Annotated in this window: 13 protein-coding genes; 6 read left to right on the forward strand and 7 right to left on the reverse strand. The window is 34.5% G+C overall.

The window, feature by feature from the left end:
- The first annotated feature begins 42 nt into the window (after positions 1–42).
- Entirely contained in the window at positions 43–603 is a 561-nt protein-coding gene (gene purN, locus AAGD72_RS02450) for a phosphoribosylglycinamide formyltransferase (RefSeq protein ID WP_341815022.1), read from the forward strand.
- A gap of 9 nt (positions 604–612) precedes the next feature.
- On the opposite strand, the gene AAGD72_RS02455 is transcribed toward purN, so the two are convergent.
- From AAGD72_RS02455 to ribF, 4 genes are read right to left on the reverse strand one after another with little or no spacing between them, the layout of a single operon-like run.
- Positions 613–1,932, reverse strand: coding sequence for a pitrilysin family protein (locus AAGD72_RS02455; protein ID WP_341815023.1), 1,320 nt, complete (start codon positions 1,930–1,932; stop codon positions 613–615).
- The gene (locus AAGD72_RS02460) at positions 1,919–3,259 is read right to left on the reverse strand and encodes a pitrilysin family protein (RefSeq protein WP_341815025.1); all 1,341 of its coding nucleotides are present in this window, start codon (positions 3,257–3,259) and stop codon (positions 1,919–1,921) included. Before AAGD72_RS02460 ends, AAGD72_RS02455 begins: the two co-directional genes overlap by 14 nt.
- 29 nt (positions 3,260–3,288) lie before the next feature.
- Entirely contained in the window at positions 3,289–3,765 is a 477-nt protein-coding gene (lspA, locus tag AAGD72_RS02465; RefSeq protein ID WP_006279329.1) for a signal peptidase II, read from the reverse strand.
- Positions 3,762–4,694 carry a riboflavin biosynthesis protein RibF gene (gene ribF / locus AAGD72_RS02470; RefSeq protein WP_010082493.1) on the reverse strand — a complete coding sequence of 311 codons (933 nt, stop codon included), beginning with the start codon at positions 4,692–4,694 and terminating at the stop codon, positions 3,762–3,764. The genes lspA and ribF overlap by 4 nt, the downstream gene beginning before the upstream one ends.
- 68 nt (positions 4,695–4,762) lie before the next feature.
- On the opposite strand from ribF, the gene grxC reads away from it, so the two are divergent.
- The 5 genes from grxC (at position 4,763) to AAGD72_RS02495 (ending at position 10,103) form a co-directional block, all read left to right on the forward strand.
- Positions 4,763–5,113 carry a glutaredoxin 3 gene (gene grxC, locus AAGD72_RS02475; protein WP_341815027.1) on the forward strand — a complete coding sequence of 117 codons (351 nt, stop codon included), beginning with the start codon at positions 4,763–4,765 and terminating at the stop codon, positions 5,111–5,113.
- Between the two features lie 115 nt (positions 5,114–5,228).
- Positions 5,229–6,101, forward strand: a complete 873-nt coding sequence (locus AAGD72_RS02480) for a hypothetical protein (protein WP_341815029.1) — start codon at positions 5,229–5,231, stop codon at positions 6,099–6,101.
- 876 nt (positions 6,102–6,977) lie between these two features.
- Positions 6,978–7,577 (forward strand): peroxiredoxin, encoded by a 600-nt coding sequence (locus tag AAGD72_RS02485; RefSeq protein WP_012673206.1) that lies wholly within the window; start codon positions 6,978–6,980, stop codon positions 7,575–7,577.
- On the forward strand, positions 7,564–8,502 hold the full coding sequence (gene trxB / locus AAGD72_RS02490) for a thioredoxin-disulfide reductase (RefSeq protein WP_341815030.1): 939 nt from the start codon (positions 7,564–7,566) through the stop codon (positions 8,500–8,502). Before AAGD72_RS02485 ends, trxB begins: the two co-directional genes overlap by 14 nt.
- An 89-nt stretch (positions 8,503–8,591) precedes the next feature.
- Positions 8,592–10,103, forward strand: a complete 1,512-nt coding sequence (locus tag AAGD72_RS02495; RefSeq protein WP_341815032.1) for an ankyrin repeat domain-containing protein — start codon at positions 8,592–8,594, stop codon at positions 10,101–10,103.
- On the opposite strand, the gene AAGD72_RS02500 is transcribed toward AAGD72_RS02495, so the two are convergent.
- Genes AAGD72_RS02500 through AAGD72_RS02510 form a run of 3 tightly spaced genes read right to left on the reverse strand, consistent with a single transcriptional unit; the run spans position 10,048 to position 13,455 of the window.
- Entirely contained in the window at positions 10,048–10,980 is a 933-nt protein-coding gene (locus tag AAGD72_RS02500) for a tyrosine recombinase XerC (protein WP_341815033.1), read from the reverse strand. The two genes, AAGD72_RS02495 and AAGD72_RS02500, sit on opposite strands and share 56 nt — an antisense overlap.
- Positions 10,981–10,982: 2 nt before the next feature.
- Positions 10,983–12,353 (reverse strand): dihydrolipoyl dehydrogenase, encoded by a 1,371-nt coding sequence (gene lpdA / locus AAGD72_RS02505; protein WP_341815034.1) that lies wholly within the window; start codon positions 12,351–12,353, stop codon positions 10,983–10,985.
- Complete coding sequence (locus AAGD72_RS02510; protein WP_341815036.1) at positions 12,346–13,455, reverse strand: PQQ-binding-like beta-propeller repeat protein; 1,110 nt, start codon at positions 13,453–13,455, stop codon at positions 12,346–12,348. Before AAGD72_RS02510 ends, lpdA begins: the two co-directional genes overlap by 8 nt.
- Positions 13,456–13,795: the final 340 nt, after the last annotated feature.

The raw sequence follows: 13,795 nt of genomic DNA on the forward strand, positions 1-13,795 counted from the left end.
GTTTTGTTAGTATTAACTAAATTCTAAACTAACTGTGCTATAATGAAAAAGATAAAACTCGGAATACTAATTTCAGGTAGGGGGTCGAATATGCAGGCCTTAATAGAAGCATGTCAAGATCAGAATTTTTCCGCAGAAGTTGCATGTGTTATCACAAATAATAGCGAAGCTGCTGGTCTGAAAATAGCAGAGCAAGCAGGAATCTCAGCGTTTATTGTTAAAGATAAACCGCTTGATGCTGGTAAAATTCACGAAATACTTGTTCAACATAAGGTTGATTTAATTTGCCTTGCAGGGTTTATGAGAATTCTCAAAGCTGATTTTCTGAGTAAATGGCATAACAAGGTGATAAATATTCATCCCTCTTTACTTCCGTCTTTTAAAGGTCTAAACGCTCAAGAGCAAGCTCTAAAAGCAGGTGTAAAAATTACAGGTTGTACTGTACATTATGTCACTCCTGAAGTTGATGCTGGAGCCGTAATTGCTCAAGTTGCTGTGCCAGTGCTACCGAATGATGATGTTCAAAGCCTTTCAGAACGCATTCTAGCTGAGGAGCATAAGTGTTATGTAGAAGCAGTAAGGTCAATAGCAGAAGATATATGACTGTAATAATTATTGACCTTGAGTGTTTCTTCCAACTTCAACAAAAAATAAATTTTCTGGTTCCAGCAAAGAACTTGCCAGTTCGTTTACTTCCTCTAATTTAACATCATTAATGATATTCGCATAATTATTTATACGGTTAACATCACGATCATTTATCTGCATATTATCTAGCAGCGTTGCTGTATTTGTGTTATTGGACAGGAAAAGGACAAGATTATTTACCAAGCCAATTTTTGCATCCTTGAACAATTGTTCGTCAATTCCTTGCTTTTTTATTCTGCTAAATGTATCTTTTACTGCTGATATAGCTTTGCCAGCAGTAGAACTATCAGTACTTATAAATCCAGATATAATATTTCCATGTTTATTGGAAATAATACTTGCATAAACACCATAAGTAATACCCAAGTTTTGCCTCAGTTCTGTCATTAATATTGAATTCAGCCTCATGCCACCAAGTGCATCAATTAAGACACCAGCGTTATAATAATTAGGATCTTCATAAGCTATACCTTTTTGAGCAAAAAGTATCACACTCTGTGGTATATCCATAAAAATATTCTTACTTTCTGCAGAACCAAAATTATTTTTTACAGGTATTTTTCTAACTTTTGATCTTTTTGACGGCAATTTAGATAAATATTTATCTAATAGCGTAATAATTTCTTCTTTTTTTGCACAACCAGCAACACTGATAACTATGTTATCTTTAGCAAAATTACGCTTTATGTATGTTAAAACATCGTCTCTAGTAATGCTCATTATAGTATCAAGAGTACCGTACACACTTTTTGAGTAAGGATGTTTTTTAAACAATAACGTATCTAATTCTTTTCCAGCAACAAAATAAGGATTTTTTTCAAGATTATTAAAATCAACTTTGGCTTTCTCGAAAACTCTATTCAACCCTTCAGGGTCAACTTTAGGACGCATTATAGTATCGCTCAGTAATGAAATTGCTTCCTCTAGATTGTCAGACAAAGTATTTAATGAAACCCTAAATGCTTCTAAATCAGCAATAAAATTTAAACTAATCCCTTTATCTTCAAGCTTTTTCGCAAAATCTTTGGCATCATTTTTTCCTGCCCCTTCTTGGATTACAAGAGAAGTAAACCAAGCAAGCCCCTGTTTTTCCTTATTCTCATACACATAACCTGCATCCTTGAACGATATATTTAGTGAAACTTTTGGCAAATCATGATTTTCTACAAATAAAAACTTAAATCCTTTACGGGTAGTGACCTCCTCTATATTTAGGTTACCACTTGCTTGTAAATTAAAGCCTAGACAGAAAAAAAATAGAAATATAATTTTACTTATTCTCATTATTATCTCCTTTTGGTAATAAACGACCAATTAACTTATTGGAAGAAAAGATAGTACGAATTTTGTTATTTACATCCTCTAAATTAACATCATCTATTTTGCTATATGAAATATCTATTTCATCAAGTGGAATACCAAGTGCAAGGTGTGGCACATAGAACATCGCTATATGAGTTAAGTCAGATAGATTATCAAACTGTGCTGCTTTGTATCTATATTTCGAGCTTTGCAACTCCTCATCCGTTATTCCTTTAGACATGAAGTTATTAATAGCATTATCTAACTCTCTTTCAACAATATCTAAATTAACTCCGCTTTTTGGAATGACCTGAATATCAATGTAGCCATCACTAAAAGCTAGGCTATTATAATAAGCAAACACTGATACTGCCACATCTTCATCTAAAACCAGATCATTATACAGTTTGCTGGATTTGCCGCCACCTAAAATTTCAACCGCTAAATGAGCAGCGGAAGCTTCATTTATATGCTCAAATAAGGGTACACGATAACGAAAATATAAAACTGGTTCTTTTACTTCAGTGCTCTCTAAGGTCACCGATAGACCTGCATTATGCACTGGATCCTGATTTGGGTAATTTCTCATTACAGGCTTAGCTTTAATTTCGCCATATTTTTCTTCTGCTAATTTCACTACTTCATCAAGTTCCACATCACCCACAATCAGTAATATTGCATTGCCGGAGTGATAATAGTTATCATGAAACCTCGTTATGTCATCCAAATTGTAAGTTTTGATATCGCTCTCCCAGCCGATAACAGACCTACCATAGCCAGTACGGTAAAATGCACTATTCATTTCTTCCCATAACAAGTTGTTAGGATGATTATCAAATCTCATTTTTCTTTCTTCCAACACAATGTTTTTTTCTCTATCTATTTTGTCTTGAGTAACATTAAAGCTGCCCATTCTATCTGCTTCAACTTCCATTGCAAGTGGTAAATCTTTTTTGGGGATCAACTCAAAATAACAGGTATATTCTTTAGTGGTAAATGCGTTAAATTGAGCCCCAATGCTACTCATAGTGGCTTCTATATCTGTGAACTTCCCTGTAGTTTCAAACATTAAATGTTCAAAGTAGTGAGCCAATCCTGCTTTGCCGATTGGATCATCCATTCCCCCAACTTTGTATATTACTGCATGTAAAACGGCTGGAATCCGATGATTAGAAACAACATAAACATCTAGTCCGTTACTGAGTTTAGTATATTTTATGTTGTGCTCTATGTTTAAAGCATTCGAAGAAATTGGGTAAGTAAAAAAAAGTACAGGTAGTATAAGAAAACTAAAAAACTTATGAAGCATTATTTCGACCTAATATAAAAACAATTATTTTATTCCTCATTTTGTTTAGAAATAAGCATATCGTATATATACCACTTATATAACAATGTAAACATTCCACAAACTATAGATAAATCTGCTAAATTAAAGGCTGGCCAATACCAATCATCAATATGAAAATATATGAAATCATATACAGCTCCCCAATAGATCCTATCAACTACGTTTCCGATTGCTCCACCAATCATCAGAGAAAAACCAAGGTAAGTTGACTGATCGTCAGACTTGTATATCAAATATGCAAGTATACCAATTATTAGTATTGAAAATGCTGAAAAAAAGAAACCGCCATGTGGTAAAGCGCTACACATTCCAAAACTAATACCTGAATTCCAAACTTCAACTAGTTTTATAAAACTAGCGATCTCAATTGATTCTCCTTCATCAATCAATGAGTTTATGTACAATTTGCTCGTTTGGTCAATCAATACTATAATTAATATAACAACTAAGCATAACTTTTTCATAAATTTGCCTTTAACCTATAAACTTTAAGTATATCATAATTTATCTGTTTTGTTAACTCCTCAATACTATGGAATTTTTTTTCTGACCTTATGAATTTTAAAAGTTGTATATTGACTTTATGACTATATACGTCTTCATCAAAATCGAATATGTGCATTTCTATTATAGGCTTTTTCAGATCCTTAAATGTAGGTCTCATACCAATATTGACTACTCCATATAACCAATTTGGATTACTATCAGGAAAAGTCACTCTAGCGTAATATGTGCCAAACTTAGGTTTTATCATGCAATCTTCTATAGGAATATTTATGGTTGGAAATCCTATTTCTCTACCTCTACATGCACCTTTTGTCACAACACCAGAAACTTGATAAGGCCTGCCGAGCAATTTATTAGCAATTTCTATTTCGCCCCTTTGTACATACTCCCTTATTGAAGAAGAAGAGCAAATTTTGCCGTCAATTGTTAATGGCTCTAATTTAGTCAAAGAATATCCATATATTTCAGAATATTTCTCTAGAGTTAATATATTACCCAATCGTTTATGACCAAAAGTGCAATTTTCTCCGACAATTATGTGTTTAGCGCCATATTTATCTATTAAAATCTCACTGATAAAGTCATCGCAGCTAACCTCAGAAAAACCTCTATTGAAATTAATAATATATAAGTAATCTATACCATAGCTGCTGATTAGTTCCTTTTTTTGTTCTTGGTCTATTAACCTAAAATTGTTTCTACCAAATAAAACAGTTGATGGGTGAGGCTCAAAAGTTAAAACTGCAGAGGGTAATCCTCTTTCTTGTGCTACCTTCTTTAGAGTAGAAATTGCAAACTCGTGTCCTAAATGAATGCCATCGAAATTTCCGAAGGTTAGTGCTATATTATTTTCTATTCCTTGCTCACAATTATAAATAATTTTCATACAATTTGATGTTTTTACATGTTTCTTATATATAATAACTATATTTTAGTAAGCTACGGAGATAAATTGTGAAAAATACTAAAGAAAAAGTTATAATATATGTAAAGCAGCACTGCCCATTCTGCAAAAAAGCAAAAGAGTTGCTGGATAAAAAAGGTGTGAAGTATGAAGAAATCGATGTGCTCAAAAGCTCAGATCTATTTAACGACATAAAATCAAAGTATAACGTTAGAACAGTTCCACAGATTTTTATCAACGATAAGCACATTGGGGGGTGTGACAAATTGATGGATCTTGAAAAAGAAGGAAAGTTGGATGATATGCTAAATAATAATGACAATCACATTGATGTCACAACCTACACAAACAGCAATGATGAATGTGGAGAGTGTGTTATACCACATGATGATTTTATGTAACTTTTTATCTTGTTTTGTCGTGTAATACGTAAATGAAAACTAGTATGCTCACTTTAAACAATTCTTAATGAATTAAAAATACAATTCATTCAGTGAGTTTTTTTAGTGGGAAAAAATGACAAAAAATATTTCAATTATTAGCAGAAACTTAATTAGTATCGAATTAGTTAACAAACAAGATTTAGAGAATTTCATCAAGATTTTCACAGTGCTTGATAAACATATAGCAGCTAAAACACTTTTTACAGAAGAAGTGAGAATAGAGTATAAACAACACAACGGCATAGAAGTTGTTGAATTGCTAAAAGATACAGACTTTACATATCATGAGGTTGAAAATGTATTGAACCACCTGAGTAAACATGGAATGAAGGTGCCCAGCAGTGTTATAACACACACCCTTTTTGCTGCATACAATCATGCACTTGAATTTAAGGATGTAGCATTTTCCTTTTCTGAAGGCTCTCCACAATTTAACATCAGAGTGAGTAAGAACACCTTCATAATAACTCCTATGAGTGAGGAGAATTTGGAATTGAATTCACAAAGTAGCAAGAAATTAATAGAGTCGTTACAGAGCGAAAAAAATATTTATGATTGTATAGTAGAAGAAAATACCATTAAAGTTATAGTGCATTCTGAAATACATCAAGCTATAAATTTGATTATAAAATCACTGATAAAGTCTCGCCTTTTAGCAAAAGAGGAAGAAGGAAAATTCAAAGAGAAATTGAGACAACTTGCTTTTAAGGATCAAGCTTTTGTTGAGTATTCCAGTATCAAAACCATCAGTAGGTATCCACATAATCATCCTCTGAGAAAGCATGAAAGTGTTACTAAGGATATAGAAAATATTTTATGTGATTTCATAGCAAATGAGAATAGCGAGTTCGCTATAGAGCGGTTAAATAGGCTGAGCTCAGCAGTTTCTCCGGATACTCCAAGAATCATCACTAAAACTATAGATAAACTTGTTAAGTTTCACTAAGATATACGAGAGCCAATAGATTTCTTGTATTACCTTTTGTCATCCAAGTAGCCAAGGCTACTTGGTTCTTTTTTTGGGTTCCAGCTATGTACATAGCTGTATGAACATTGTAGCCGTTATTCAAGTAGCCCGCAGAAGCGAAAAACTTACTTGACAAACTCCGCCAACTCCCTTATCATGAAACTGAAGCTATTTATTTATCTTCTCTGTACAGATTAAATGACAAAAAAACTCACGTATCTGGCGTCTCATGTTTAATTTTTTGCACTATGTGCACCTTATGTCTTTATAAAACTTCTAGGTTTTTACCTAATATAAGCTAAAATGCGCTTATAAAGCATTTAAAACATAAAAAAACGCCAACTTAAAAAATGGATAGTGAATAACTAGCTACCCTAGGGTTTCTTTTGCCTTTTTTTCTGTTTAGTAAATTTCTTAATGTTTATAATTTAGATTAGTTGCGGCTTAAAAGCAACTGAATCGCGGTTATTAAACGTTTAGAATAAAAAAACGCCATACTTGAAAGTATAATGTAAGTAATTAGCCAACCACGGGGCTTCTTTTGCCTTTTTTTTCGTTTGGCAAATTTTTTAACATTTATAGCTAAACGACAACCGTCATCCCGCTACTTGTTAGCGGGATCTAGAGATACCGCGAATGAATCGCGGTATGACGGTTCGTGGCGGTATGACGGTTCGCGGTGGCATGACGTAGAATTTTATACTCACCAACTCAGTATTCCAACCTGGATTGTATCTTATCGGTAAAAAAGAAGAGCTACTTTAGGAAGTTTTTATAGGACTAAAACCAAAGAAAACTTGCATATAAGTTTATCAAGATGTAAAATTGAAGTTATTTTAAAAGAATAGGTTAATTATGAATCTTGTAACAAAATCTGCTATCGATTTTACTGCTTCATCTGTTCTCTCTGACGGAGAAATTGTTGATGATTTCTGTCTGAGTAAGCGCATAAAAAATAAGTATGCTGTCCTTTTTTTCTATCCACTTGATTTTACTTTTGTTTGCCCAACTGAATTGATATCGCTCAATAATAGAATAAATGAGTTTGCAAAGCGTGGTGTTGAAGTGATAGGAATAAGTGTGGATTCAAAATTTTCACATTATAAATGGCGAAACACTCCAGTTAATGATGGTGGTATTGGAGAGATTAGCTACACTTTAGTGTCTGATATCAAAAAGTCTATATCAAGAGACTATGGGGTCTTATATGATGACTCAATTGCGCTGAGAGCAACTTTCGTTATTGATGATAAATTTATTGTACGTCATCAATCGATAAATGATTTGCCTTTAGGGCGTAATATCGATGAATTCGTTAGAATCGTTGATGCAATTAAACATAATGAGGAGCATGGTGAAGTATGTCCAGCAGGGTGGAAGAAAGGTAAGCCAGCAATGCAGGCAAGCGATGAAGGAGTAGCTGATTATCTAAACTCATACAGTGAAGAATTATAAATTTAGTACAAAAGTTCTTATTATTGGATCTGGGGCAGCGGGTTATGCTGCTGCTATATATGCAGCACGTGCAAACTTAGAGCCAATTGTAGTAACGGGAATGCAGCCTGGTGGTCAGCTTACAATTACTACAGATGTTGAAAACTATCCTGGTTTTGTTTCAATACAGGGTCCAGAACTAATGGAGCAAATGAGGTTGCATGCAGAAAAGGTTGGAGCAAAAATAATAGATGATGAGATAAAAAGCGTTGAACAACTTGAGGATTCTAATGAGTATAGGTTTAGATCTTCTGGTAATATCAATGACTACTATTCAGATGCAATTATAATTGCATCTGGTGCGCAAGCAAAATGGCTTGGTCTCAAGAGTGAAAAGGAATTTCAAGGTTACGGAGTTTCAGCTTGTGCAACTTGTGATGGTGCATTTTTTAGGAATAAAGTTGTAGCTGTGATTGGTGGTGGAAACACTGCTGTTGAAGAAGCAATATTTTTAACTCGATTTGCCAAAGAAGTGATATTAATACACAGGCGTGATAAATTAAGAGCGGAAAAAGTAATGCAAGATAGGCTCTTTAAAAATGATAAAATAAAAGTAATGTGGAACCATACCGTAGAGCAGATTCTTGGAGAAGAAAATCCAAAAAGGGTTGCTGGTATTGCGATTAAATCAGCAGAAACCCAAGAATTAAAAGTGGATGGAGTGTTCATTGCAATCGGGCATGCACCAAATACGGGTATTTTTAAAGGCTTTGTTGAAATGGATCAGCAGGGTTATATAATTACAAAACCTGAAACAACTTTAACTAGTAGGGCAGGAGTGTTTGCTGCAGGTGATGTTCAAGATAAGGTATATCGTCAAGCAGTAGTTGCAGCAGGAACAGGATGCATGGCTGCGCTTGATGCAGAAAAGTTTTTGGAGTCGTAGTTAATTCTAGGATTTTAGATAAATTGCTTGCAATTTTCCTTTTCTTTTACATAATTATATTAGTAAATCATTAATAAAGAGGGTTTAGTATGCCTTATAGAAACGGTGTAGCATATTATGGAGCTTATGGAGGTGGTGATAACACGGCATCGCAAGCTCGAAATCTGACAACTTCAAGACAGCTAAGTGAATCAACAAAACAGCTATTTAAGGCTATTGATGATGGAAACCTAGAAGATTTTAAAGAAGCTCTGGCAGAGGGTGCGGATGTTAATGCGTTTGATAAAGAAGGCATGACACCTTTGATGTCCATAGTTACTAATTTGTCTGCAGGCTCTGAAACAGAAAAAGAATATCAGAATATGATTAGGTTGCTCCTACTGCACCGGAGCATAGATGTTAATATTTCTGAACAAAATAATAACAATACAGTTTTGCATCTAGCAATGTGCTTTCAACAAAAGAAAACTTTACAACTCTTACTAAGTCATCCAAACATAAACACTTATCTAACCAATAAAAACCATCAAAATCCTGAGGAATGTGCTAGACAAAATCGTGCTGGGCATTTGATAATAGAAATACAAAAAGCACAGAAAGGAAAAGAATTATTAGCTGCTCTTTCTAGCGGAAATATTTACCAAGCGAAAAGACTATTAAATCAAGAGCTTAACCCTAATTGCTGGAAAAGAACCTACAATGAAGAAATAGAAACACCGCTTAGCTTAATTATCGAATCGTGTTTACGAGGAATAACACAAGATAACGAAGAAGTATTGACTAAACTTTTAAAACATAAAGACCTAGATTTTAGTCAAATAAAGCCAATACAAGATATAGAGAAAAATCCATGGGTGAAGCAAATAATTGAACAAGCCATTAAAGAGCGATTAACCGGTACTATTAATAGAAAAGATCTAGATGATGTAAAAGAATTGGTAAAGGATAATTGCTTCATAAATCGTGCAATTGTTACTGCTGCATTGAGAAATGCTAGTGAGCCAACTGAGTCCATTAAAAATTATCTAAATGAAAAATTTCCTGCAAGTGTGGAACAACCTGTGGCAAATACGAATAATATACCAGCAGGTTTTGAGCGAGCTTTTCAAGAAGTTGTAATTGAGCTTGAAAAAATAAAAGCTCAACTTGCAGAAACAGAGCAAGAGCTGGATAGTGCAAAGCAAGAGAAATTAAGTCAGCAAGCAAGGATTAGCGCTCTTACTAATCAAGTAGCTCGACTGACTGAAGAAAGAGATAGGCTTTCATCAGAAAATAGACGGCTCTGTACTGAAAGTCTGAGTAATAAAAACGAAAAATCCTCGCAAGCAATTTCTCCTGGTAAAAAACAAAGCAACTACGCTTCTGCTTCTTTTGTGTTGTCTGGAGCGTTTGCTGTTGGTGCATGTTTAGCAGTTTTATACGATTATCCAGTAATAGGTGCTTGTCTTACAGCAGTTGCACTTGTTCTTCTTTTAGTAGGATATTTTTTATACAAAGGAGATGAAAAAGACATAGGACCTGGTAGTGCCACAGACAATCCTCAAGTTACAAGGGTTTTGACTTTTTCTCCAAACTCTGCTGAAAATTCTTATACATATTAAAAACATCTTGATAATTGAGGTGAGTGTAAACTTGAGTGGTCTCAAGACTCGAATGACCAAGCAGTTGTTGTATTGATCTTATGTCAATATCTTCCTGAAGCAAATGAGTAGCAAAACTATGACGAAATGCATGTGGAGATAAAATTTCTGGTAAATTTAACATTCTCCTTATTTTCTGCAAACGATTGGCCACATAAGTTCTTCCCAGTTTTTTTCCTCTTACTCCCAAAAAAAGATATTGTGTTTCATTATTAATGCCAAGATAAGGACAGGCTTTTACATATTCCTGTATACACTTTTTTACTACTGGAAGAATGAATACCTGCCTTTGTTTATCTCCCTTACCTGTTACTATTAAACTTTCATTGTTAATATCACTAACCCCAAGGTTCAACGCTTCACTGATTCTTAAGCCTGTACCATATAGCAGGACGATAATTGCAATTTCTCTTTTTAACACCCAAGGTTCACCCAGGTCGGATAGTTTCATTTCTTTCAATAAAGTTTTTATATTAGGTATTGATAATGCTTTGGGCAGAGTTCTTCTCTGAATTGGCCTTGATAAGGAAAATACAGCTTCATTGTCTATATTGTGGTTATTTTTTATGTACTTGAAGAAATTTCTGATTACTGAGAGTGCTCGAGTGTTGGATCTTGCATTTACACCTCTTGCGTAACGAGAGGTAAGCCAACTTCTTAACTCAGGCATACTTAAATTTTTCAGAGTACCAACATTTACTTCTCCACCAATGTGAGTATTTAGGAAACTTATAAGATCCTTCAAGTCCCTCATGTATGACTCTAAAGTATTTGGTGAATAAGATCTGTTGCACCTCAGCCACTCATACCATTTTTCAATGATTGAACCGAGGTCCACAATTATTTTTTAAAGAAAGCATCGATGCACGCATCTCGAAAGGCTTCATTTATATCAGGATGAGAGTGACAAATTCTGTATATATCCTCTGCTGCTGCGCCATATGCCATTGCAACCGCTGCTTCGTTTATTAGCGTGTCAGCGTATGCTCCTATGATATGCACACCTAGTATTGTATCTGCTCTGCTACAAGTCAGCACTTTCACGAATCCTTCAGCATCATCAGTGATTTTTGCTCTGCCGTTTGCAGCAAATTGACATTTACCAACTTTGTACTTACGGCCAACACTTTTCAACTCCTCTTCAGTTTTACCGATTGAAGAAACCGCAGGGTGAGTGTAAATGACAGATGGTATGATTTCATAATCAACGTGAGGTACTTGCCCAGCGATTATCTCTGCAACTGCCACTCCTTCTTCTTCTGCCTTATGAGCAAGCATTGTTCCACCGATCACATCACCAATAGCAAATATTCCTTTTACATTAGTTTCATATCTGTTGTTAACTTGAACGAAACCACGACTGTCTTTCTCTATTTTTTCAAGACTCTCAGTGCATGGTTTGCGACCTACTGCAACCAGCACCTTATCTGCCTCTATAGTGTTTGTTTGATTATCTTTTACAGAGCAAACTTTCACACTCAAAGAATTACTACTTTGTTTTATCTCCTCGACTTTAGTGCTAAGTAAAAATTTTATTCCTTGTTTTTGTAGACTAGAAAGTAGAGACTTACTTAATTCTTCATCCATTGCTGCAGCGATTCTATCAAAAAATTCTACTACAGTGACTTCAGACCCTAGCCTGCTCCATACAGAAGACATTTCAAGCCCTATTGCCCCGGCTCCGATTACGACAAGTTTTTTTGGTACTTCAGTTAAAGATAATGCACCAGTTGATGAAATAATATTTTTCTCATCGATATTAATTCCTGGCAAAGAAATAACGTCAGAACCGGTTGCAATTACTATATTTTTTGTCTTCAGCACCTTACCTTCAACTGAAACTTCAAGATTACCTTGGTCAAAAGAAGCAAGCCCATTGATTTTAGTGATTTTGTGAAGGTTAAACAGATATTCTATACCTTTTCCAAGTTCCTGAACTCTGGCGTCCTTATAACCTAGCATTTCTTTTAAATCGAAACTTGCGTCCTTAATTTTTATGCCAAGCTTCGACAGATCATTTTTCGTGTGAGCATACTGATAGGAAGAATGGAGCAATGCTTTGGAGGGTATGCACCCAACTCTGAGGCATGTGCCACCAAAAATGCTATTTTTATCTATACAGGCAACTTTTAATCCAAGCTTTGCAGCAGCGATAGCACACTTATAGCCTCCTGGGCCACCACCTATAACAATTAAATCATAATCAGTCATAAAAAACAAACCTATTTTCTAAAGAATAAACACCATTCTTCTCAGTTGTTACATATATCTTATTGCGAGTAAACACTGGAGTGTGAAACACATTACCAGGTACTTTGACTACCTTTCCTGCACTTTCAGATCCCGGAAAAGCAAACATTGAACCTTTATTGCTTGTCACCCACAGTGTATGAGCATGCATAATTGGAGCAAATAGTTGCGTATTTTCTATTAAATCAGATGCCCAGACTATTTCTCCATTTTTTATATCCAGGCCAATTATTTTATCATCTTTAGTAACTATAAAAATTCTTCCGCCTTCTTTTTGTTTCTCTGCAGGAATAAGAGGACTATAATATGACTCAATGTCTGATACACTTTTTACTTGCAGTGACTTTGACCATAAAATATTTCCTGATTTTACGTCAATACCATAAATATAAGAATTATTTGTAGCTATTAAAGTATCGCCAAGCACTCTCGGTGTAGTAGTTACATCTGTGAGCTGTGTATCCAAAAGGTTTGTAGCCAATTTTTGGCTCCACAATTTTTTACCATCTTCATTAAAAGCTATTAACTCACCATTTGAAAATGGTGCTATTATTTTATCGTTAGAAATTGTTGGCGATATGGAATACAAACCTCGAACCTCATTGATACCGTTTTGATAAGCCCAAGCGGAGCTGCCATCTTTTATATCAAACACGTACAGATAATTATCAATAGTCAATACTACCAATTTATTATTTATTACTGCTGCTTTTCCTCTTACTGGAGCTCTCAATTCTTTTTCCCACTCAATCTTGCCAGTTTTTGCGCCTATTGCGTGTAAAGTGTTATCCACTATAAAGAAAACATTTTTTTCATAATGTGATAGGCTCATGTTACCAATTTTTTTCCTATGTGAGAGGTGTAATTTCCAATTCATAGCCTTTGAGTTATCAATATCAAAGGAATATAAAGCGCCGTGCTTGTCTGATAAAATAACGCTATTTTCTATAAGCACTGGAGCTACATATCCTTGAGATAGTTTTTTATCCACTAGACTTATTCTCTCGCTTGCCATTGTGTAACTGCTACACAATAACATTATCATGACAATTATTACTTTCATTATTTATTGAAAACAAGATTCATTAATATACATCTTAAGAACCTTAATTACAACGGAAATGTTCTTGCTGCATGTTAAAAACGTTGATTTATGAACGAAATATTATATTATTATGTGAGATAATGTATATTCTTAGAGGTAGTACACCTCATCCACTATGCAGCAACGTGCATAGCTGTATGAACATTGAGATATAAAATAATTTATACCAAGAAGAAAGATGTCATCCAAATAGCCTCTTTTCCTGTCATCCCAGTGCTTGACACTGGGATGGCTCTGTTGCATCGCAACTGAAAAAATCTGGTGGCTACTGACAAAATTCATTATAAAATAGCCATTT

Origin of the sequence: Wolbachia endosymbiont (group A) of Chalcis sispes (assembly GCF_964026765.1) — a bacterium.
Lineage (GTDB): Bacteria > Pseudomonadota > Alphaproteobacteria > Rickettsiales > Anaplasmataceae > Wolbachia > Wolbachia pipientis.